This is a genomic window from Paenarthrobacter sp. (assembly GCF_031180005.1).
Lineage (GTDB): Bacteria > Actinomycetota > Actinomycetes > Actinomycetales > Micrococcaceae > Arthrobacter.
The window spans coordinates 159,632-181,090 of sequence record NZ_JAPSHI010000003.1; the positions used below are offsets into that span (position 1 = coordinate 159,632).

Here is a 21,459-nt window from a genome sequence, read left to right on the forward strand (position 1 = left end):
CAGTGCGTATCCCACTTTCCTGGCTGCGCGAATTCGCGCAGGTTCCGGCCGATGCAACGGCCGAAGACGTCATGGCTGACCTGGTCAAGGTTGGCTTTGAAGAAGAAGCAGTCCACCGTCCCACGGATGAGTTGACGGGTCCCGTTGTGGTTGGCCAGGTGTTGAGCCTGGTCAAGGAACCGCAGACGAATGGGAAGACCATCAACTGGTGCCAGGTCCGAGTTGTTCCCGAGGGACAGGAGCAGACCCTCACCGGAAAGGGCATTGATCCTTCCGGCGTGCAGGGCATCATTTGCGGTGCCCACAACTTTGTTGAGGGCGACAAAGTAGTTGTCACGCTGCCCGGTGCCGTGCTGCCTGGAAACTTCCAGATCTCCGCACGGAAGACCTACGGACACCTGTCTGCGGGCATGATAGCGTCCGTCCGTGAACTCGGCATCGGCGATGACCACGACGGCATCCTTGTCCTGTCGCGTATTGGACTGGACCCGGAAATCGGCACCGACGCGATGGAGTTGCTGGGTCTCTACGACCAAGCAGCGGAAATCAACGTCACACCGGACCGCGGTTATGCCTTCTCCATCCGTGGTGTGGCCCGCGAGTACGCCCACGCCACCGGAACCACCTTCGTGGACCCGGCATCCAAGGTGGTGGCTCCGGCCACCCTGCAGGGCGGCTACGGCGTCAAGCTGAACGACGACGCTCCCATTTACGGTAAGGCTGGCTGCGACCGTTTCGTGGCCCGCACGGTTCGTGGCGTTGACGCTTCCCGTCCCACCCCGCCATGGATGTCCGCGCGACTTCGCTTGGCCGGCGTTCGGTCCATCTCGTTGCCGGTTGATATCTCCAACTACGTCATGCTTGAGCTCGGACAGCCAAACCACTGCTACGACCTCGACAAGCTCGCGGGCGACATCGTGGTGCGTCGCGCAGTGGCGGGGGAGAAGATCACCACCCTGGATGAGAAGGAGCGCACGCTCGACGTCGAGGACCTGCTGATCACCGATGACTCCGGTGCCATCGGCATTGCCGGTGTAATGGGCGGTGCCCACACCGAGGTTTCCGACTCCACCACGAACATCCTGGTGGAAGCGGCGCACTTCGATGAGGTCTCCATCGCGCGTTCCCGTCGCCGCCATAAGCTGCCCTCCGAAGCCTCGAAGCGCTTCGAGCGGGGCGTGGACTGGCATGTGGCCCACGTTGCTGCCCAGCGCGTAGTGGATCTGTTGGTCGAGCTCGCCGGTGGCACGGCGGACGAGGCAGGGACCGACGTCGGAACCGCACCTGACGCCGTGACTATCGACTTGCCTGCTGAGTTCGCTTCCGCCCGAATCGGCATTGACTTCACGGACGAGCAGATCACCACTTCGCTTGAGGACCTTGGCGCCGTGGTGGAGAAGACGTCCACCGGTTACCGGGTTACTGCTCCGAGCTGGCGCAACGACCTCGAAACCAAGGAAGACCTGTCCGAGGAAATCGCCCGGCTGGTTGGCTATGACAACATCCCTGCCACTCTTCCGGTTGCGCCTCCGGGCCGTGGGCTCAGCCGAAGCCAGCAGCAGAAGCGCCGGGTTGTCCAGGCGCTGGCGGATGCGGGGCTCACTGAAGTGTTGTCCTACCCGTTCGTCTCCAAAGCCGCCAATGACACGTTCGGTGTTCCCGCTGAAGGTGGCGCTCGGCCGGCTCTGAAGCTGGCGAACCCCATCAGTGAGGAGCACGGATTCCTCCGTACGTCCATCCTTCCTGGACTGATCGAGGTTGCCCGCCGCAATCACTCGCGCGGCTTCCGCGATCTGGCTCTGTACGAAGTCGGTTCGGTCTTCCTTCCCGGCGAGAAACTGGGCACGGATTCCATTCCGCCCCTGGGCGTCAAGCCGGCCGACGAGGTGCTGGACGCGCTGTACGACGGCGTCCCGCACCAACCGTTGCACATCGCCGCTGTTATGACCGGCCACGATTCTCCCGCCGCGGCCACGCACACCCCGCGTGCATGGGATTGGGCCGATGCTCTGGATGTAGCACGTCTCATGGCGGATGTCTTGGGTGTGGAACTGGTTGTTAGTCAGGGTAGCCACCAGGCGTTCCACCCGGGACGCGCGGCTCAGCTTGCGCTGCGCAACGGCGACGTTGTGGGTTACGCCGGTGAACTTCACCCGAAGCTCCTCGCTGCGCACGATATGCCTGCGCGGTCCGTAGCTGTTGAGGTCAACGTGGAAGTATTGTTTGAGGCGGCCGCTGATGTGATCGTGGCCAAGCACATCTCCGGGTACCCCGTGGCGACACAGGACGTTGCCCTGGTTGTCCCGCAGGACGTTCCGGCAGACCAAGTACTGGCCGCACTCCGCGAAGGAGCAGGTGTACTTCTTGAGGATGTCTCGCTGTTCGACGTCTATGTTGGTCCCGGCATCGAGGACGGCAAGAAATCGCTGGCTTTCGGCCTGCGTTTCCGTGCAGACGACCGCACACTGACGGCTGACGAGGCTTCCGAAGCACGCGCAGCAGCTGTGGCCGTGGCGACTGAGCGCTTCGGAGCAGTCCAGCGCTGATCCTTACCGCAACTGATCGGAATCCCCGGGACCTATTGGTCCCGGGGATTTTTATCTTATTGCCGCACCCTCGAATTGCCTCAGCTCGGTGAAGTAGCCCGGATGGGTTAAACCGCCTAAAGTGTTCCCTGAGGCAAGCCGGCAACACCTGCGAGAGAACCTGAATGACAAGTCCTGGTCCACGTCCCTTCCCGGTCGCCGGGCCCGCGCATCCCCTGGATTACTGGCTCTCCCCGGAGCTGGCCCGGATCAGCCCGTCCGGAGCCCCTTCCCGGTTACGGCAATTGGCCGACGCCCAAGGCACCCTTGCCGCAGCATGGAGCAGCGCGATCAGCGGCGGCATCCTCATGGTCGTTGCGGGTGTCTTCTTCGCAGCAATTACAGGCAACCTCACAGTCTTTCTGACTCTGGCTCCGTTAGGAGCCGCTCTGACGGTCTCGGGCGTTTTCTCGTGGAATCGGGTGCGTGCTTCGCTGCCCGACACCAACAGGCTCCTCATCTCCCGAGGACCAGGTTCTGTTCGCAGCGCCCTTTGGACAGTGGTGCTGATGGCCGCAGTGCAGGGCGGGATCGTGGCCACGGTGATGCCCGGGGCCGTTGCCCGAGGTGCGACGACAGTAATCACGCTCGCCGGTTGTTACGTCTTATTGGTGGCTCTTCTGGTGGTCTGCATCCTCATACCCTCGGCAGTCATAAGCCGTGCCCGGCAGTCCTTTCGGCAAAGGGTGCAAGAAAACCCTATTTTTCGGAAGGCGGTCGAGGACGATCTGGTTACGTGGCGGGACCCGTATGGAAATGCCGGGTATGGTCCGCTCTAGAAGACGACACGTGGCTTGGAAGTCGTGATGGACAGCCCAATACTCGAGTTGCGGAAGCTCGACGATTTGCTGGTTCCGGACATCCGCGTCGAAGCCCTCGGCCAACCAGCCCTGGATCGTGCCGACAAATTCACCAACCCCGCAGACCGGGAAGATTTCATCGCCGGCCGGCTGGTCTTGCTGAACTTTGCCGCTTCGCTCCTCGACGTGGATCCTGCTCGACTCGTCCCTGACTATCACTGCCCGCAGTGCGGCTCCCGCCAGGACCACGGTCGCCCCGGGTTCCTGCTCGACGGCGTTCCGGCACCTCTGGTGCTCAGCTCCTCCAGAGCGTCGGGCCGGGTGCTGCTGGCCGCCGTCGTGCATCCAGCGGATGGCCTCCGGCTGGGTGTGGACCTTGAATCGGTTGACGGGGTTGGCTTTGGCGGCTTCGACGACGTCGCATTGACCTCAAACGAGAAGCGTTTCCTGGCGTCAGTTCCGGAGAGTGAGCAGACCAGACAGCGCGCCCGTCTCTGGGCGCGCAAGGAAGCCTGGCTGAAGATGACCGGTGAAGGCCTGCGCCATAACCCTGCGGAACTGGATGTCTTGGAGATCTCCGGTCTACGCGACATCGCCCGCACGAAACTACCGGACGAATTGGTTGCTGCTCTAGCCCTCGGTTAACGCGCGGAAGGCAGCGGCGGCAGCCCGGCCTCGTAGAGCCATGGACGGAGAATCGACGCAGCATCGAAGCCGGGAATGAACGAATCCGCAGCCTCAACGAACGTCTCTGTTGAAACCGATCCGTGACGGTTAGCGGCCGTCCAGTGCTGAAGGAAACCGAAGAACGCCTCATCGCCGGCTGCCATGCGCACAGCGTGAACGGCCAAGGCCCCGCGCTTGTACACGCGGTCATCGAACATCAGCTCAGGGCCGGGGTCTCCCACCAGCAGGTCCTGCGGCCCGGCGTCGAGCCTTTTCCACGCGGCCGTTGCCCGGGCAGCGACCGTCATGGTGCGGGATTCCTCGGACCACAACCACTCGGCATAGCAAGCGAAGCCTTCATGCAGCCAGATGTCCTTCCAGCTGCTCACCGTCAGCGAATTACCAAACCATTGGTGGGAAAGCTCGTGCGCGATCAGGCGCTGTGCTTCCCACGCTTCCCGCATGTGGTTACGGCCAAAGATGGAGACGGTCTGGGCCTCAAGGGGAATTTCCAGCTCATCCTCAGTGACAACCGAGGTGTAGTCGGCGAAAGGGTATGGGCCGAAGCAGTCCTCGAAGGTGCGCATCATGTCCGGCTGCCGCCGCAGGCCTTGGAGGGCGTCCACTGCCATTTCGGATGTGACTGCCACGAACTGGGGGACCCTGTGTTGGGTATCGTCCGGGTGCAGGGGAACCTTGACGTAGCGCCCGATCTGGACGGTGGCGAGATAGGTAGCCATCGGCTCGGTCTGTTCGTAGACCCACGTTTCCCGGCTGGACTTCCGGGAGTGCGCGACGAGCTTGCCGTTGCACACTGGCCGGTAATTGTCGTCAGTGGTCACCGAGATGCGGAACGTCGACTTGTAGCGGGGATGGTCATTGCAGGGGAACCATGACGCCGCACCGTTGGGCTGGCCGGCCACCAATACGCCGTCGTTCAATTCCTCCCAGCCGACGTCGCCCCAAAGGCCCCGGCGAGGCTTCGGATTACCGTCGTAGCGGATCTCAAGGTCAAACTGCTGGCCCGCCTTGAGCGGGGACGCCGGCGTCAGTACGAGGTGTTCGGCCCTGTGGCTGAACTTCTGCAGCTTCTTGCCGTCCAACTGAGCCTTGCTTGCCCTCAGGCCCACCAGGTCAAGGACAATCTGCGAGGCCGGTTCCAACGCCGTGCAGTGCAGGACCGCCTTGCCCATCAGCTTGTTGCTGCCCAGCCTGACATCGAGGTCCAACTCGTACCTGTCCACGCGGTAGCTGCTGCTGCCGTGATTCAAGGCGTAGGGGTCGGCTTCGGTCAGGGGGCTAGTGATTGGTGCGGTCATGATCCGTCCAATCTACTTGAGGCGCGGCACTTGTGCAGACGGACCCACCCACGGGCTGACCGGGTTGCCCATCCAATACGTCCCGGCCGGGACGGTTTCGCCACGCATGACCAACGACGCCGGCCCAACGGTACCGCCGTCGCCGATGCTCGCCGCGGGGAGGATGACGCCGTGCGGACCCATTGTGGCACCGTTGCCGAGCGTCACGGTGTCCAAGCTCATGACGCGGTCGTGGAAGAGGTGCGTCTGGACCACGCAGCCACGGTTGACTGTGGAGTTCTCGCCCAGGGTCACGAGGTCGGCTTCGGGGAGCCAGTAGCTTTCGCACCACGTTCCGCGTCCGATCTTGGCTCCCAGTCCGCGCAACCACCACACCAGGGCAGGTGTTCCGGCAGCCGACCGGGCAAACCACGGCGCACTGACCATTTCAATGAAGGTGTCTACAACCTCGTTGCGCCAAATGAACGAGCTCCATAGCGGGTGTTCGCCAGAGCGGATGGTCCCCACCAGAACCCACTTGGCCACAATGGAGCTAAGCGCCGCTACAGCGCCTGCTGCCAACATAACCAGGCCCCCCAGGACTGCAGCAATCCAGTAGCCCCATCCGCGTGCGATCCAGTCCAGCACAAGCATCACGCTCACGGCAATGGCCACCGTGAGAATGACCGGTATCAGGCGACACAGTTCCCATAATGCCCTCGCAATCTTCAGTTTGAGGGCCGGGCGGAAGGTGCGGGTTTGGTCGGCATTGACGGTGGTGCGGCGCAATCTGACGGGCGGACTGCCAAGCCATGAGGTGCCGGATTTTGCCTTGGCAGGTGTGGCCGAAAGAACGGCGACAAGGGAGTTCTTTGGCACATTGCGTCCTGCGGCCGTCATTCCGGAATTGCCAAGGAAGGAGCGCTTCCCGATTTTGGCCGGAGCAATTTTCATCCAGCCACCGCCGAGCTCGTACGAGGCCACCATGGTGTCGTCAGCCAGGAAGGCGCCGTCGCCGATGGTGGTCATTTTTGGAACCAGCAGCACCGTGGAGGCCTCCACGTTCTTGCCGACCTTGGCTCCGAGGAGTCGCAACCAGAGCGGCGTGAAGAGGCTCGCGTAGACGGGGAAGAGGAGGTCTCGAGCCATGTCCAGAAGGCGCTCGGTGGCCCAGACCTGCCATCCGATGCGGCTGCGCACCCGGTAATAGCCCTCTTTCAGGCCCAAACCGAGAAGCCTCGCCACGATCAGGATGAGCACCAGATTGCCGAAGAACCACACCAAGGCCGCAAGCGGAACGGCCAGGGCGATCTGTGGAAGCGCTGTTTCCAGCGAATCATGGCCCTGGATGAAATTCAGGACCACCAGTGCGCCAGCGAACGCAGAGATGTAGGGAATGAGCGCCAGTAGAGCCGATGCGCTGGCAAAAGCGGAGAACCAGAGACGGTCGACGACGGGCCGGCGGCTGCTCGTTTCCGGCCATTCGTGCTTGGCTTTGCCGCGGCGTTCTGCGGGGGAGCCGGCCACGAGGTGCCCGGCTTTCACTTTGCCCAGCACAGCGGATCCAGCATCGACGTGGGCACCTGCACCGATAGTCGCCCCGGGCATGAGGGTGCTGCGTGCGCCTACGACGGCACCGGCCCCCACATGGATTTGTCCGATGTGGACTGAATCGCCATCCACCCACCAGCCCGATAGATCTACTTCGGGCTCGATGTTTGCTCCGCTGCCCAGTGACAACAGGCCGGTAACAGGGGGCAAAGAGTGCAGGTGGACGTCCTTGCCGATCTTTGCACCCAGGGCACGCGCGTAGTAGGGGACGAACGGGGCGCTGGCAAGGCCGATGGCACCTGAGAGATCCTGGATTTGTTCCGCGAGCCACAGTCGCAAATGAGTCTTGCCCGACCGCGGGTATGTTCCGGGTTCAATCCTGCCGAGCAGCACCCTTGCCGCAACAACGGAGATCGCCATCCGACCCAAGGGGCTGACGAAGACCAGCCACGACGCTGCGATCCACCACCAGGAGACCACGGGTGCCGCCGCGAATCCGGCGAAGTCTGCCAGGAGTTTGTTGGCAGCCATCAGGTAGGTCAGCCACCGCATTCCCACCAGAATGTGCAGCGGGACGCCCATGAGGACCTGGAAGATTTGTGACTTCAAAGCGGTAGGACGGACGCTGCGCTCAGCGGCGGGCCCCGGCGAACCTCCGTCGGGAATTGATAGCCGTGCAGTGTCAATCAGTGCCCCCACGCGCGGCGTCGCATAAATATCGGCGACGGTGATGGTGGGGTAACGGACGCGGAGGGCAGAAACAAGTTGGGCCGCCGCCAAGGACCCGCCGCCATAGGCGAAGAAATCGGCGTCGAGCGAACTGACGGGGCTGCCCAGCACGGACTCCCACTGGTCCACCACCCACCGGGCGTCATCGGGCAGATTCATCGGGGCGTTGTCGGCCTCGGTGGCGCCGGCTCCTGCCAGAGGCCAGGGGAGTGCATGGCGATCTACTTTGCCGCTGGTTTTGGTGGGGAGGGAACCGACGGTGCTCAGCAAGGGGATCAGGGCCGCCGGGAGGCTTTCTCCCAGCAGCTTGCGAGCCTTGTCCAGGTCCGGCTCGTAACCGTCAACGGGAGCCAGGTAACCTACCAGGATTTGGTTGCCGGCCGCCGTCGTCTGTACTGCCGCAGCCGCGCCAGCTATCCCGGGCAAGGCTTGAAGGGCCGCATCTACTTCGCCCAGTTCGATCCGGCGTCCACCCAGTTTGACCTGCTCATCGGCGCGACCCATGAAGATCAGGCCCTCGGTTTCGAATCGAACCAGGTCACCTGAACGGTACGCGCGTTCCCATCCAAGTGTTGTCATGGGGGCATACTTCTCGGCGTCCTTCGCAGGATCGAGGTAGCGGGCCAGCCCTACGCCGCCGATGATCAACTCGCCGATCTCACCTTCGGCGACCGGAACCCCGGTGGAATCGACGACGGCGAGGTCCCATCCGTCCAGCGGCAAACCGATCCGAACGGGGCCGGGTCCGCCCAAGGGAGCCGCGCAGGCAACGACGGTGGCCTCAGTGGGCCCGTAGGTGTTCCACACTTCACGACCATCCACTGCCAAGCGCTCGGCCAATTCAGGTGGGCATGCTTCGCCGCCGAAGATGAGCAAGCGGACACTTTCCAATGCCTCGGCCGGCCACAGCGCGGCAAGGGTGGGCACAGTTGAAACCACGGTAATGCCGTGGTTGATGAGCCAGGGACCGAGGTCCATGCCCGTTCGAACAAGGGCCCGTGGTGCGGGCACCAGGCAGGCTCCGTGCCGCCAGGCCAGCCACATCTCCTCACAGGAAGCATCGAAGGCTACGGAAAGGCCGGCAAGTACCCGGTCCTGGGGGCCGATGGGCTCAGCCTGGAGGAAGATCCGGGCTTCAGCGTCGACGAACGCTGCTGACGAACGGTGCTTCACTGCAACGCCTTTGGGGGTCCCGGTGGATCCGGAGGTGAAGATGATCCAGGAGTCGTCGTCCAATCCGGGCGCGGCTGACGCTGAGACAGCTTCCTTAGCCGGGCCGGATAGCTGGATGTCCAGGCCAGCAGCAATGACTGCCCCTACCTTGGCTTCGCCGAATACCAAACGGGCCCGCTCTTCGGGGTCGTCCGCGTCCACGGGAACATAGGCTGCCCCAGCCATGAGAATTCCCAGTATGGCGATGTAGAGCTCATTGGTGCCGGACGGGATCCGGACGCCGATTTTGTCCCCTCGGCCGAGCCCTGCACTGTTCAACCGGGCGGCAAACGCGCGTACGGCCCTGAGTAGCTCGGTGTAACTCAAGGACTGGTGCCCGTCGTCCAAAGCCGACGCCTCGGGGAATGATGAAGCGGTCTCTTCCAGGATGTCAACGAGAGTACGCTCGGCCGGGGCGGCAGCGCTTCCAGGTAGCTGGGGACGGTAGGTCATCAGGGCAGGCGTCGTACCGGCCCCAGCGGGATGTTCTGTGCTCACGTTCGTCAGCTTTCCGCAGAAAGATGAACAAAAGGTGTCCGGCGTTTCCTACGCGTCAGGCTGTGTTGCCCCACTGTTCGCTTTTTGCACATGTGGCGTTCAAAAAGGGTCAGGGAACCAGCAGGACTTTTCCGGTTGTACGGCGGCCCTCGAGGTCCCTATGGGCTTGGGCGGCCTCCGCGAGCGGGTACGTTGCACCCACCCTGACAGCAAGGGTGCCGTTGGCGGCGGCGTCGAAAATCTCGGCTGAACGCCACCGGCGTTCCTGGGCGTTCTGAACAAAGTGCGCCATGGTGGGCCTCGTCAGCGTTAGCGAACCTGCGGCGTTCAAACGCTGGGGATCGAACGGTGGTACCGGGCCGGAGGCGGCACCAAAGAGCACCATGGCACCCCGGATGCGCAGGCTTTTTAAGGAGTCGTCGAACGTGTCCTTGCCTACGCCGTCGTACACCACGTTGACGCCCTCGCCGTTGGTGAGTTCACGGACCTTGTCAGCGAAACCTTCATAGCGGAGCACTTCATCGGCGCCCGCCAACGTGGAGAGGTCGGCCTTCTCAGCAGAGGAGACGGTGGTGATGACGCGCGCGCCGCGGGCCTTGAGCAGTTGTGTCAACAGCAGGCCCACGCCGCCGGCACCTGCGTGCAGGAGGACGGTGTGTCCGGGCTCCACCCTGAAGGATGAATTCATCAGATAGTGCGCGGTGATTCCCTGCAGCGGCAGGGCTGCGGCGGTGTGGTCATCCACGCCGGCAGGAACCGGAAGCGCCTTGCTCGCGTCAACCAGGGCGTATTCCGCGTAAGTCCTGCTTCCCTCGGCCGTGGCAATGCGGTCGCCGACGGAAAATTCCTCAACCCCGGCTCCGACGGCCTCCACGGTGCCGGCTGCTTCGGCTCCTGGAGTGAACGGGTAGTCCACTTTGTAGGTGCCGCTGCGTTGGTAGGTCTCAATGAAATTGACCCCGGCAGCTGCGACCTTGATCAACAGCTGGCCGGGGCCAGGCGACGGTGTCTCCACGGAGGCGTACTCGAGGACCTCAGGTCCTCCGGACTGCGTTGCAACGATGGCGTGCGTCATGGTGGCTCCTTACCCCGGGGCGGTCCTTCCGGTGCCCGGCTTCAGATTCCATCCTAGGGAGGTTGGGGCCTCCGTTGTCGAACGCTTAGCGGCGTCCGTGCGTCGATGCGACGGGACAGTCGAAGCCACGGCCTGCTGCCAGGCCTACTTCATTGAGGTATCTGACCACGATGCCGTAGGACTGCATCAGCGTGGTTTCGGTGTAAGGGATGGAGTGTTTGCCGCAGAACTCGCGCACGATTTTGGTGGCCTTGTACAAATGTGGGCGTGCCATGTCCGGGAACAAGTGGTGCTCCACCTGCCGGTTGAGTCCGCCCAGAAGGAAGTCCATGAAGATGCCACCGGAGATGTTGCGCGAGGTCAGGATCTGACGATTGAGGAAGTCCACGCGGCTGTCCTTGGGGAGGACTGGCATGCCCTTGTGGTTCGGGGCGAAGGAGGCGCCCATGTAGAAGCCATAGACCATGATCTGCACGCCCAGGAAGGCGAACGCCATTCCTATGGGCAGGAACGTAAAGGCCAGAACCGGGAGGGCAGCAAGCCTCGTTACGAGGATAGGTGTCTCTACCCAGCGGTGACGCACTTTCTGCTTGCCGAAAACAAAGCGAAGGGAGTCGAACTGCAGGCTCAAGCCGAGGAGCGTCAGGAGCGGGAAGAAGAACCAGCCCTGCTTCTTGGTGAGGAAGGCCAGGCGGCCTTTACGTTCGGCTGCAGCGTCTTCGTAGAAGACCAAGGCGTTGTTCCGGATGTCCGGGTCCTTGGAAATGACGTTGGGGTGGTTGTGGTGGGCGCCGTGTTTCTGTTCCCACCAGGAGTAGCTGATGCCGGCCACACCGGTGGCCAGGAGGCGGGCGGACCAGTCATTGGCGCGCCGCGAAGCGAAGATCTGCTTGTGACCTGCCTCATGGGCAAGGAAGCTAAGCTGCGTGCACAGGATGCCCACGGCTGCGGCGATCAGGAGCTGGTACCAGGAATCGCCTATGAGTGCGAAGCCGAGCCAGGTGCCGGCCATGAGCAGTACCAAGGCCACGAAGACCCAAATGTAGAAGCCGCTACGGCGTTCGAGGAGTCCGGCTGCCTTAACACTCTTGAGGAGCTCTGAGTAGCTCTGGACGACGGGATTTGGTTGAATTGCGCGAGCTTTGGGGCGCTCAGCGGTGGACGTGGGTGACATAAATGTGCCCCGTATCGCTAACGGGCAACGCTACAGCCGACGTTCGGACTGCACGGTCTGGATCACCCTCCACTAAGCATACGGCTAATCTCCAAAATAATGAGACTGCTCACAAACCGCATGCATAAATATCGGACAGCATGAATATTCTTGCTGTACAGTGGGGTTATGACTATTTCTGTTGCCGTCTCCGGTGCCAGCGGCTACGCCGGGGGAGAAGTGCTGCGCTTGCTGGCTGGCCATCCAAACGTCACCATCGGTGCCATCACCGCGCACAGCAACGCCGGTTCCAGACTAGGGGAGTTGCAGCCTCATCTCCACGGTTTGGCCAGTCGGATTCTGGAAGACACCACGGTGGAGAACCTGTCGGGCCATGACGTGGTGTTTCTGGCCCTGCCGCACGGTGCCTCAGCCGAAATCGCTGCGCAGCTGCCTGAAGGCACTGTAGTCATCGACGCCGGTGCTGACCACCGTTTGCAGGACGCCGCGGCGTGGGAAAAGTTCTACGGCTCCGCGCACGCAGGCACCTGGCCTTATGGTCTCCCGGAGCTTCCCGGCCAGCGCGAAGCCCTCAAAGGTGCCACGCGCATCGCCGTTCCCGGGTGCTACCCAACGTCGGCCCTGCTCGCCTTGACGCCCGGGTTCGCCAACAACCTCCTCCTGACGGACGACGTCGTGATTGTCTCTGCTTCCGGGACCTCAGGCGCGGGCAAGGCTGCCAAAGTCAATTTGATTGGTTCTGAAGTCATGGGTTCCATGAGCCCTTACGGCGTCGGCGGCGGACACCGGCACACCCCTGAGATCGAACAGGGGCTGTCCAATGCGGCCGGTGAGGCGGTGACGGTCTCCTTCACGCCTACGTTGGTTCCGATGAGCCGCGGCATCCTGACTACGGCAACGGCCAAGGTTGGTCATGGTGTTACTGCAGCCGAACTTCGCCAAGCCTGGGCAGATACCTACGACGACGAACCGTTCGTGCACCTCCTTCCGGAGGGCCAGTGGCCCACCACCAAGTCGGTCCAGGGTTCCAACCACGCCGTCATGCAGTTGGCCTTCGACGCCCACGCGGGCCGCGTGATCGTGACGTGCGCTATCGACAACCTCACCAAGGGAACCGCCGGCGGAGCCGTGCAGTCCATGAACATTGCCCTCGGCCTGGATGAAACCGCCGGCCTGAACCTCCAGGGAGTTGCACCGTGACCATTACCGCCCCCAAGGGATTCCGCGCCGCAGGCATCAAAGCCGGCATTAAGGCCTCGGGCAACCCCGACCTGGCCCTTGTAGTCAACGACGGACCACAAAAGTCCGCCGCCGCCGTCTTCACCTCCAACCGCGTGGCTGCTGCACCGGTGCACTGGTCACGCCAAGTGGTCAGCGACGGACGAGTGGATGCCGTGGTCCTGAACTCCGGTGGAGCCAACGCCTGCACCGGTCCACAGGGCTTCCAGAACACCCACGCCACGGCCGAGAAAGTGGCGGATGTGCTGGGAATCTCAGCTTCCGACGTCGTGGTCTGCTCAACCGGCCTGATCGGCGAGCAGCTGCCCATGGACAAGATCCTTCCCGGCGTCGAGTCCGCTTTCCGCGAACTGTCGGAAGACGGCGGCTCCGCTGCGGCCACAGCGATCATGACCACGGACAGCGTGTCCAAGGAAGCGGTTTTCACGGGCACCGACGCTGAGGGCAAGCAGTTCACCGTCGGTGGCATCGCCAAGGGTGCCGGCATGTTGGCGCCGGGCCTGGCAACGATGCTTGTGGTCCTTACCACCGACGCCGAGGTTCCTGCGGATGAGCTCGACGTCGTCCTCCGGGACGCCAGTCGCGTCACCTTTGACCGGGCGGACTCCGACGGCTGCATGTCCACCAACGACACCGTGGTGCTGTTGGCATCCGGGGCATCTGAGGCCTTGCCGTCTGCCGAACAGTTGAGCGAAGCGGTCACCCAGGTCTGCGCCGAACTGGCACGCAAGCTCATCGGAGATGCTGAGGGCGCCAGCCACGACATCGCTATCCGGACATTCAACGCCGCGAGTGAACGCGACGCAGAAATAGTCAGCCGCAGTGTTGCCCGCTCCAACCTCTTCAAGGCAGCCATCTTCGGCAAGGACCCTAACTGGGGCCGAGTGCTCTCGGCCGTGGGAACAACTGACGCCATCTTCGAGGCGGACCAGCTCAACGTCGCAATGAACGGTGTGCAGATTTGCCGCAACGGCGCTATCGGCGATGACCGGAACCTGGTGGACCTGGAGCCCCGCGAAGTGCTGGTCGAAATCGACCTGCGGGCCGGCGATGCCGAAGCCACCATTTGGACCAACGACCTCACGCACGATTACGTGCACGAGAACAGCGCATACTCGAGCTGAGCGGATGACTATGACTGCGCACACCCGCGAAACCACCTCCATGAGCGACGCCCAGGACAAAGCGGGCACGCTGATCGAGGCCCTTCCGTGGATCCAGCGTTTTGCCGGTACCACCATGGTGATCAAATACGGCGGCAACGCCATGGTCAACGACGACCTTCGTCGTGCCTTCGCCGAGGACATTGTGTTCCTCCACCACGTCGGCATCCACCCTGTGGTGGTCCACGGCGGTGGCCCCCAGATCAACTCCATGCTGGGTCGCTTGGGCATCGAATCCGAGTTCAAGGGCGGTCTGCGCGTCACCACGCCTGAGGCCATGGATGTGGTCCGCATGGTCCTCACTGGCCAGGTTGGGCGCGAGCTCGTTGGCCTCATCAACTCCCACGGTCCGTACGCCGTGGGCATGTCCGGAGAAGATGGCGGATTATTGCGCGCCGTCCGCACAGGCACTGTTATTGATGGCGAAGAGGTGGACCTCGGCCTGGTGGGCGAAGTGGTGGGGGTGGATCCCGCCGGAATCAAGGACATCCTCGACGCTGGGCGCATCCCGGTGATCTCAACGGTCGCCCCGGAAATTCTCGACGACGGCAACGGTTCCGGTCCCACCACGGGACAGGTCCTCAACGTCAATGCGGACACTGCAGCTGCAGCCGTCGCGTCCGCCTTGGGCGCCACCAAGCTTGTCATCCTGACCGACGTCGAAGGCCTCTACGCCAACTGGCCGGATAAATCGTCGCTGATCTCATCGCTGACTGCATCGGAACTCCGCGAGATGCTGCCGAAGCTTGAATCCGGGATGATCCCCAAGATGGCTGCGTGTCTGAAAGCCATCGACGAAGGCGTGGAACGCGCGCACATCGTGGACGGCCGCCTGCCGCACTCGATGCTGCTGGAAACCTTCACGACGGCGGGCATCGGCACCCAAGTAGTACCCGACGAGGAAGTGAACGCATGAGCGAAACTGTTGGCCTCAGCCCGACCGGCGATGGACCCCCCGCCCGTCCCCAGCCGCTCCCCATCCTCGCAAGCTCGGACGGGGACCCCGGCGGCAGTGGGCCCATCGCGGTGCCCGACCACACCCGGGGGTCCATCGCCGGATCGGACGCCAAAGCTTCCGTCATTACTGGAGTGAGTAATGGGGCGGACTGGCTTGCCCGCTACTCGTCGTCGCTTATGGGTGTCTTTGGCACCCCGCAGCGGGTATTGGTCCGCGGCGCAGGTTGCCTCGTGTGGGACGCCGACGGCAAGGAATACCTGGACCTCCTTGGTGGTATCGCGGTAAACGCCTTGGGCCACGCGCACCCCTTCGTCACGTCAGTGATCTCCAGCCAACTGGCCACGCTCGGGCACGTCTCGAATTTCTTCACGAGCCCCACGCAGATTGCCTTGGCTGAAAAGCTCCTTGCCCTCAGCAAAGCTCCGGCGGGGTCCAAAGTTTTCTTTGCCAACTCGGGCACTGAGGCCAACGAGGCAGCGTTCAAGCTGGCCCGACGGAATAACTCCGATGGAAAGCGCACCAAGATCATCGCTTTGGAGGGCGCCTTCCACGGTCGCACCATGGGTGCCCTGGCGCTCACGGCCAAAGAGGCATACCGTGCACCCTTTGAACCGCTGCCCGGCGGCGTGGTCCACATCCCGTTCGGCGATATCGAAGCTCTGCGTGCCGCCGTAGATGATTCCACAGCGGCCGTCTTCCTGGAACCCATCCAGGGCGAAGCCGGCGTTCGTCCGCTCAGCGCCGAATACCTGCAGGCAGCCCGCGAGGTGACTACAGCAGCCGGCGCCCTGCTGATCTTGGATGAGGTACAAACCGGCATCGGCCGCACCGGCAAATGGTTGGCCAGCGAAGATGCCGGCATTGTTCCCGACGCCGTGACCCTCGCCAAGGGACTCGGCGGCGGTTTCCCGGTGGGTGCCTTGGTCACGTTCGGAAGTACGACGTCGGCCCTGCTCACCGCCGGGCAGCACGGCACCACTTTCGGTGGGAACCCGGTGGCCACGGCGGCTGCTCTGGCCACCCTGCACGCAATCGAAAGCCAGGGTGTGCTGCAGAACGTGCTCAGTGTCGGCGACCACCTTCGTGAGGGGCTGGCCGCCGTCGAGGCCGTTACTGAAGTCCGCGGCGAGGGTTTGTTGATTGGCTTCGATGTGAACGCCGACATCGCACCTGCCATGGTGACCGCAGCTTTGGACGCCGGCTTCATCATTAACAGCCCGGGCCCGAGGACCATCCGCCTCGCGCCGCCGCTGATCCTGACCATCGATCAAGCGGACCGTTTCCTGGACGCTCTACCCACCCTGATCGCTACGGCTACAGCCAACACCGCTAAGGACACGCAGTGACTACTTCCACCACAACCCGTCACTTCCTCAAGGACACGGACCTGAGCCCCTCCGAGCAAGCTGAGGTTTTGGAACTCGCCGCAAGGATGAAGGCAGCGCCGTACAGCGTGCAGCCCTTCGCCGCCGAGGGCAACGGCCGTAAGACCGTGGCCGTGATCTTTGACAAGACCTCCACCCGCACGCGTGTTTCCTTTGCCACCGGCATCGCGGACATGGGCGGCAATGCCCTGATCATCAACCCGGGTGAAGCCCAGATAGGCCACAAGGAATCCGTGGAGGACACGGCTAAGGTCCTGGAGCGCATGGTGTCCACCATCGTGTGGCGGACAGGTGCCCACTCGGGCCTGGTGGCAATGGCGGAAAACTCCAAAGTACCCGTCATCAATGCCCTGTGCGACGACTACCACCCCTGCCAGCTCCTGGCCGACCTCTTGGCCGTCAAGGAGCACAAAGGCGAACTGGCCGGCTTGAGCATGGCCTACCTGGGTGACTCTGCCAACAACATGGCCAATTCCTACCTCCTTGCCGGTGTGACGGCCGGAATGCATGTGCGCATTTCCGGCCCCGAAGGCTACCTTCCGGCGCCGGAGATCGTGGCGGCTGCCGAGGAACGTGCGGCCGATACAGGCGGCTCAGTGCTCATCACCAGCGATGCCGCAGAAGCCCTCAAGGGGGCCGACGTCGTAGCAACGGACACGTGGGTGTCCATGGGCCAGGAAACCGAAAAGGAAGCCCGGCTGCAGCTCTTCCGCGACTACACCGTGGATGAGGCCGCCATGGCGCAGGCCGCGCCGGATGCCGTCGTGCTTCACTGCCTCCCGGCCTACCGCGGCTACGAAATATCCGCCGGTGTCATCGACGGCCCGCAGTCGATCGTCTGGGACGAGGCGGAAAACCGCCTGCATGCCCAGAAGGCGCTGATGGCCTGGCTGATGCACCGCTCCGGCCTTGCTTTCGTGGATGGTCTTTCTCCCGTTGAAGGCACCGGGGAGAGCACGTTCTAGTGTCCACCAACCCGTCCGTGCCGGGCGCGAGCCCAGCCACAAAGACTGCCCGCCAGGCGCGTATCACCGCGATCCTGACGGGTGAGTCCGTGCGTTCACAAGCAGAGCTTGCAGCCCTGCTGGCGGACGACGGCGTCCAAGTCACCCAAGCCACCCTGTCCCGCGACCTCGTGGAACTGGGCGCGGTCCGGGTCCGGGGCAAGGAAGGCGCACTCGTTTACGCTGTCCCGGGGGAGGGCGGGGACCGCAACGCCAAGAGCGGCGTCACCCAGGAAATCCTGGATGCGCGGCTGACGCGGCTTTGCGGCGAACTCCTGGTGACAGCTGAGGCGTCGGGCAACATCGTGGTCCTCCGCACCCCACCGGGAGCAGCCAACTTCCTGGCCCTGGCGGTTGACCACTCGGTGATGCCGTCCGTATTGGGTACGATCGCAGGCGACGACACTTTGCTGCTGGTCGCCCGGGATCCCGATGGCGGGGCGGAACTGGCGGCGCGTTTCCTGCGCATGGCCGAAGAAGCCGGCCCCGGCAACTGATTGATCTTTTTCAGCATTGATTCACACAGCATTGATTCGAATGAACCAAGCAACAACAAAGGAGCACTCTCGTGACTGAGCGCATTGTTCTGGCCTACTCCGGTGGCCTTGATACTTCCGTAGCCATCGGCTGGATCGGTGAAGCCACCGGCGCCGAGGTCATCGCCGTGGCCGTCGACGTCGGACAGGGCGGCGAGTCGCTGGAGACCATTCGCCAGCGCGCCCTCGGTTGCGGCGCGGTCGAGGCTTACGTGGCCGACGCTCGTGACGAGTTCGCCAACGAGTACGCCATGCCCACCCTGAAGGCCAACGCCCTCTACCAAGGCCACTACCCGCTGGTTTCGGCCATCTCCCGTCCGGTCATCGTGAAGCACCTCGTGAAGGCTGCCCGCGAATTCGGTGCCACCACCGTCGCCCACGGCTGCACCGGCAAGGGCAACGACCAGGTCCGTTTCGAAGTGGGCATCCAGACCCTCGGCCCGGACCTGAAGTGCATCGCACCTGTCCGCGACCTCGCCTTGACCCGCGACAAGGCCATTGCCTTTGCCGAGGAAAAGGGACTGCCTATCGAGACCACCAAGAAGAACCCGTACTCGATCGACCAGAACGTCTGGGGACGCGCCGTCGAGACCGGTTACCTCGAGGACATCTGGAACGCTCCTACCAAGGACATCTACGACTACACCGCCACCCCGGAATTCCCGCCGGCGCCCGATGAGGTCACCATTTCCTTCCAGGCCGGTGTTCCGGTAGCGATCGACGGCGTCAAGGTCACCCCGCTGCAGGCCATCCAGGAGCTGAACCGCCGTGCAGGCTCTCAGGGCGTTGGCCGCATCGACGTCGTCGAAGACCGCCTCGTCGGCATCAAGTCCCGCGAAATCTATGAAGCCCCGGGTGCCATGGCGCTGATCACCGCGCACAAGCACCTCGAGGACATCACCATCGAGCGCGAGCAGGCCCGCTTCAAGGCAACTGTTGGCCAGCGCTGGGCAGAGCTGGTCTACGACGGACAGTGGTTCTCCCCGCTCAAGCGCTCCCTGGACGCCTTCATCGAAGACACGCAGCAGTATGTTTCCGGCGACATCCGCATGGTCCTCCACGGCGGCCAGGCAATCGTCAACGGTCGCCGCTCCGAGACCTCGCTGTACGACTTCGACCTCGCCACCTACGACACCGGCGATACCTTCGACCAGTCCATGGCACGCGGTTTCATCGAGCTGTGGGGCATGTCCTCAAAGGTTGCCTCCGGCCGCGACCTCCGGGTTGCAGGGGAATGACAAGCGCAACCAACGAAGGTGCACTGTGGGGCGGCCGGTTCGCCGGTGGCCCCGCAGATGCGCTGGCCGCACTGAGCAAGTCCACGCACTTTGACTGGCGGCTGGCCCGCTATGACATCGCCGGTTCCAAGGCGCACGCCCGTGTGCTGGCCAAAGCCGGACTGTTGGACGACGCCGAGCTCGAAGGCATGCTCGCCGCCCTCAACCAGCTGGACGAGGACGTCGCCAGCGGCGCCTACCTCCCGGCTGAGAGCGACGAGGATGTGCACGGTTCACTTGAGCGTGGCCTGATCGAGCGCGCAGGAACCCACTTGGGCGGCAAGCTCCGCGCTGGCCGTTCCCGCAATGATCAGGTTGCCACCTTGGGCCGCATGTTCCTCCGCGACCACGCCCGGATTATCGCCAGCGGTGTCCTTGCCACCATCGACGCCCTTGTGGAGCAGGCAAAGGCCCACCAGGGTGTTGCCATGCCAGGCCGGACGCACTTGCAGCATGCCCAGCCGGTGTTGCTGAGCCACCACCTTCTGGCACATGCCTGGGCACTGCTTCGCGACGTGCAGCGACTCCAGGACTGGGACAAGCGCGCCGGCGTTTCTCCGTATGGTTCGGGTGCGCTGGCCGGTTCCTCCCTGGGACTGGACCCCGAGGCTGTTGCCGCGGACCTTGGTTTCTTCTCGGCGGTCCACAACTCGATCGATGGCACCGCCTCACGCGATGTTTTCGCCGAGTTCGCGTGGGTGTGTTCCATGATTGGCGTGGACCTCTCCCGGATCTCCGAGGAAGTCATCTTCTGGGCAACCAAGGAGTTCTCCTTCGTGACGCTGCATGATTCGTACTCCACGGGGTCCTCGATCATGCCGCAGAAGAAGAACCCGGACGTCGCCGAGCTCGCACGCGGCAAGGCAGGTCGCCTCATCGGCAACCTGACTGGCCTGCTGGCGACGCTCAAGGGCCTGCCGCTCGCGTACAACCGCGATCTGCAAGAGGACAAAGAACCGGTCTTCGACGCCGCCGACACGTTGGAGCTGCTACTTCCGGCCGTGTCCGGCATGATCGCCACGCTGAAGTTCAACACGGAGCGCATGGAATCACTGGCTCCCCAAGGCTTCGCGCTGGCCACGGACATTGCTGAGTGGCTCGTCCGCCAGGGCGTTCCCTTCCGTGAAGCCCATGAGCTGTCCGGTGCAGCCGTCAAGCAAGCCGAAGGCCGCGGCGTGGAGCTGTGGGACCTGACGGATGAAGAGTACTCAGCGATCTCCTCGCACCTGACTCCCGAGGTTCGCAGTGTCCTCAGCACCGAAGGTTCGCTCAACAGTCGCAACTCCCAGGGCGGAACGGCACCGGCCGCCGTCGAACGCCAATTGGCTGCCCTTGAAGCGGAACTGGACGCAGCGCGTTCCTACGCGTCGTAGCGTTTGTTTGTCGGGAGCGGGATGGTGCCTGAAGGCGCCGTCCCGCTCTCCGTTTAACTCTGGGTTAGCATGGCGCTATGACTCAGATCACCCCTGAGGCGCTGCCCGCAGAGCTTCACAAAGCCGCCGGCACCGTCACCCGCCTCCTTGCCAAACTGGACGAACCTTCCGTCGCTGAACCGTCGGAGCTTCCCGGCTGGACGCGTGGCCACGTTCTGGCCCACCTCGCTGGAATTTCCAACGCGATGGCTCGGCAACTGGAGTACGCGCAGCGTGGCGAGACTGTGGAACTGTACGACGGCGGCATGGACGGCCGCACCAAGGCGATCGAACTTGCCGCTGGGCACAGCCTCGCCCAGCACACGGAGTCCGTCACCCCCGCCTTGGATGCGGCGATTGCCGCGTTCGATGCCTTGGGTCCGGAGGACTGGCAGGCGCGCATCGCCTATCGGGACGGAACAGTTTTCGACGGCGGCCTGGCGCTGTGGCGCGAACTTACCATCCACGCATCGGACCTGCGTTTGGGGTACGGCCCCGAGACGTGGAGTCGGCCGTTCTGCGAGCACCTCATTGGGTTCCTCGCGGCACGTGTCCCGGAATCCTTCAAATTTGTCCTGCAGCCTACAGGCCTGCCGCAACTGAGCATCGGTACCGGCGGCACCTCCATAGCCATCACTGGCATGCTGACCGACATCGCCGCGTGGCTTGCCGGCCGCGAGCCAAGCCTTGGGAGCCTGAGGGCTACTGCAGCCGCTGACGGAGTGGACCTGCCGGAGCTGCTGCCCTGGCCGGCCGCGCAGCCCGCGGCCCGCTGAAACCCGGATGCTCTCAGCAGTTCACCTCGGGGTTGAGCCGGATGCTCTCTCACTTCGCTCGGGGTTGAGCCGGATGCTCTCTCACTTCGCTCGGGTTTGAGCTGGATGCTCTTTCACGTCC

At 63.4% G+C, this 21,459-nt stretch carries 16 protein-coding genes; 12 read left to right on the plus strand and 4 right to left on the minus strand.

The window, feature by feature from the left end; genetic code table 11:
* Positions 1–2: 2 nt before the first annotated feature.
* From pheT to RIF72_RS04355, 3 genes are all read left to right on the plus strand, one after another.
* Positions 3–2,546 (plus strand): phenylalanine--tRNA ligase subunit beta, encoded by a 2,544-nt coding sequence (gene pheT, locus RIF72_RS04345; protein ID WP_309073627.1) that lies wholly within the window; start codon positions 3–5, stop codon positions 2,544–2,546.
* A 164-nt stretch (positions 2,547–2,710) separates the two neighbouring features.
* The gene (locus RIF72_RS04350; protein ID WP_309073628.1) at positions 2,711–3,364 is read left to right on the plus strand and encodes a hypothetical protein; all 654 of its coding nucleotides are present in this window, start codon (positions 2,711–2,713) and stop codon (positions 3,362–3,364) included.
* A 27-nt stretch (positions 3,365–3,391) separates the two neighbouring features.
* Positions 3,392–4,030: a 4'-phosphopantetheinyl transferase superfamily protein gene (locus RIF72_RS04355; RefSeq protein ID WP_309073629.1), complete on the plus strand. Its 639-nt coding sequence runs from the start codon at positions 3,392–3,394 to the stop codon at positions 4,028–4,030.
* Here RIF72_RS04355 and RIF72_RS04360 read toward each other — a convergent pair.
* From RIF72_RS04360 to RIF72_RS04375, 4 genes are all read right to left on the minus strand, one after another.
* Positions 4,027–5,370: a M1 family metallopeptidase gene (locus tag RIF72_RS04360; RefSeq protein WP_309073630.1), complete on the minus strand. Its 1,344-nt coding sequence runs from the start codon at positions 5,368–5,370 to the stop codon at positions 4,027–4,029. The two genes, RIF72_RS04355 and RIF72_RS04360, sit on opposite strands and share 4 nt — an antisense overlap.
* A gap of 12 nt (positions 5,371–5,382) precedes the next feature.
* The gene (locus tag RIF72_RS04365; protein WP_309073649.1) at positions 5,383–9,294 is read right to left on the minus strand and encodes a Pls/PosA family non-ribosomal peptide synthetase; all 3,912 of its coding nucleotides are present in this window, start codon (positions 9,292–9,294) and stop codon (positions 5,383–5,385) included.
* Between the two features lie 154 nt (positions 9,295–9,448).
* Positions 9,449–10,414 (minus strand): quinone oxidoreductase, encoded by a 966-nt coding sequence (locus RIF72_RS04370; RefSeq protein ID WP_309073631.1) that lies wholly within the window; start codon positions 10,412–10,414, stop codon positions 9,449–9,451.
* A gap of 85 nt (positions 10,415–10,499) precedes the next feature.
* Positions 10,500–11,588 (minus strand): acyl-CoA desaturase, encoded by a 1,089-nt coding sequence (locus tag RIF72_RS04375; protein WP_309073632.1) that lies wholly within the window; start codon positions 11,586–11,588, stop codon positions 10,500–10,502.
* A gap of 168 nt (positions 11,589–11,756) precedes the next feature.
* Here RIF72_RS04375 and argC point away from each other — a divergent pair, with 168 nt between their 5' ends.
* The 9 genes from argC (at position 11,757) to RIF72_RS04420 (ending at position 21,338) form a co-directional block, all read left to right on the plus strand.
* Positions 11,757–12,788, plus strand: coding sequence for an N-acetyl-gamma-glutamyl-phosphate reductase (argC, locus tag RIF72_RS04380; protein ID WP_309073633.1), 1,032 nt, complete (start codon positions 11,757–11,759; stop codon positions 12,786–12,788).
* Positions 12,785–13,951 carry a bifunctional glutamate N-acetyltransferase/amino-acid acetyltransferase ArgJ gene (gene argJ / locus RIF72_RS04385; protein ID WP_309073634.1) on the plus strand — a complete coding sequence of 389 codons (1,167 nt, stop codon included), beginning with the start codon at positions 12,785–12,787 and terminating at the stop codon, positions 13,949–13,951. The genes argC and argJ overlap by 4 nt, the downstream gene beginning before the upstream one ends.
* 10 nt (positions 13,952–13,961) lie before the next feature.
* Complete coding sequence (gene argB / locus RIF72_RS04390; RefSeq protein WP_309073635.1) at positions 13,962–14,906, plus strand: acetylglutamate kinase; 945 nt, start codon at positions 13,962–13,964, stop codon at positions 14,904–14,906.
* Positions 14,903–16,294, plus strand: coding sequence for an acetylornithine transaminase (locus RIF72_RS04395; protein WP_309073636.1), 1,392 nt, complete (start codon positions 14,903–14,905; stop codon positions 16,292–16,294). Before argB ends, RIF72_RS04395 begins: the two co-directional genes overlap by 4 nt.
* Positions 16,291–17,298 (plus strand): ornithine carbamoyltransferase, encoded by a 1,008-nt coding sequence (gene argF, locus RIF72_RS04400; RefSeq protein ID WP_309073637.1) that lies wholly within the window; start codon positions 16,291–16,293, stop codon positions 17,296–17,298. Before RIF72_RS04395 ends, argF begins: the two co-directional genes overlap by 4 nt.
* Complete coding sequence (locus tag RIF72_RS04405) at positions 17,298–17,834, plus strand: arginine repressor (protein ID WP_011774347.1); 537 nt, start codon at positions 17,298–17,300, stop codon at positions 17,832–17,834. The genes argF and RIF72_RS04405 overlap by 1 nt, the downstream gene beginning before the upstream one ends.
* A 71-nt stretch (positions 17,835–17,905) precedes the next feature.
* On the plus strand, positions 17,906–19,111 hold the full coding sequence (locus RIF72_RS04410) for an argininosuccinate synthase (RefSeq protein ID WP_309073638.1): 1,206 nt from the start codon (positions 17,906–17,908) through the stop codon (positions 19,109–19,111).
* Entirely contained in the window at positions 19,108–20,523 is a 1,416-nt protein-coding gene (argH, locus tag RIF72_RS04415) for an argininosuccinate lyase (RefSeq protein ID WP_309073639.1), read from the plus strand. The genes RIF72_RS04410 and argH overlap by 4 nt, the downstream gene beginning before the upstream one ends.
* A gap of 77 nt (positions 20,524–20,600) precedes the next feature.
* Positions 20,601–21,338 carry a maleylpyruvate isomerase family mycothiol-dependent enzyme gene (locus tag RIF72_RS04420; protein ID WP_309073640.1) on the plus strand — a complete coding sequence of 246 codons (738 nt, stop codon included), beginning with the start codon at positions 20,601–20,603 and terminating at the stop codon, positions 21,336–21,338.
* Positions 21,339–21,459 lie beyond the last annotated feature (121 nt).

Excerpts from the sequence above, each read along its gene's own strand:
- argC (WP_309073633.1), top strand. The coding sequence starts at position 11,757 with ATGACTATTTCTGTTGCCGTCTCCGGTGCCAGCGGCTACGCCGGGGGA.
- RIF72_RS04360 (WP_309073630.1), bottom strand. The coding sequence starts at position 5,370 with ATGACCGCACCAATCACTAGCCCCCTGACCGAAGCCGACCCCTACGCC.
- RIF72_RS04365 (WP_309073649.1), bottom strand. The coding sequence starts at position 9,294 with ATGACCTACCGTCCCCAGCTACCTGGAAGCGCTGCCGCCCCGGCCGAG.
- RIF72_RS04395 (WP_309073636.1), top strand. The coding sequence starts at position 14,903 with ATGAGCGAAACTGTTGGCCTCAGCCCGACCGGCGATGGACCCCCCGCC.
- argH (WP_309073639.1), top strand. The coding sequence starts at position 19,108 with ATGACAAGCGCAACCAACGAAGGTGCACTGTGGGGCGGCCGGTTCGCC.
- RIF72_RS04350 (WP_309073628.1), top strand. The coding sequence starts at position 2,711 with ATGACAAGTCCTGGTCCACGTCCCTTCCCGGTCGCCGGGCCCGCGCAT.
- RIF72_RS04355 (WP_309073629.1), top strand. The coding sequence starts at position 3,392 with ATGGACAGCCCAATACTCGAGTTGCGGAAGCTCGACGATTTGCTGGTT.
- RIF72_RS04370 (WP_309073631.1), bottom strand. The coding sequence starts at position 10,414 with ATGACGCACGCCATCGTTGCAACGCAGTCCGGAGGACCTGAGGTCCTC.
- RIF72_RS04375 (WP_309073632.1), bottom strand. The coding sequence starts at position 11,588 with ATGTCACCCACGTCCACCGCTGAGCGCCCCAAAGCTCGCGCAATTCAA.
- RIF72_RS04420 (WP_309073640.1), top strand. The coding sequence starts at position 20,601 with ATGACTCAGATCACCCCTGAGGCGCTGCCCGCAGAGCTTCACAAAGCC.
- argB (WP_309073635.1), top strand. The coding sequence starts at position 13,962 with ATGACTGCGCACACCCGCGAAACCACCTCCATGAGCGACGCCCAGGAC.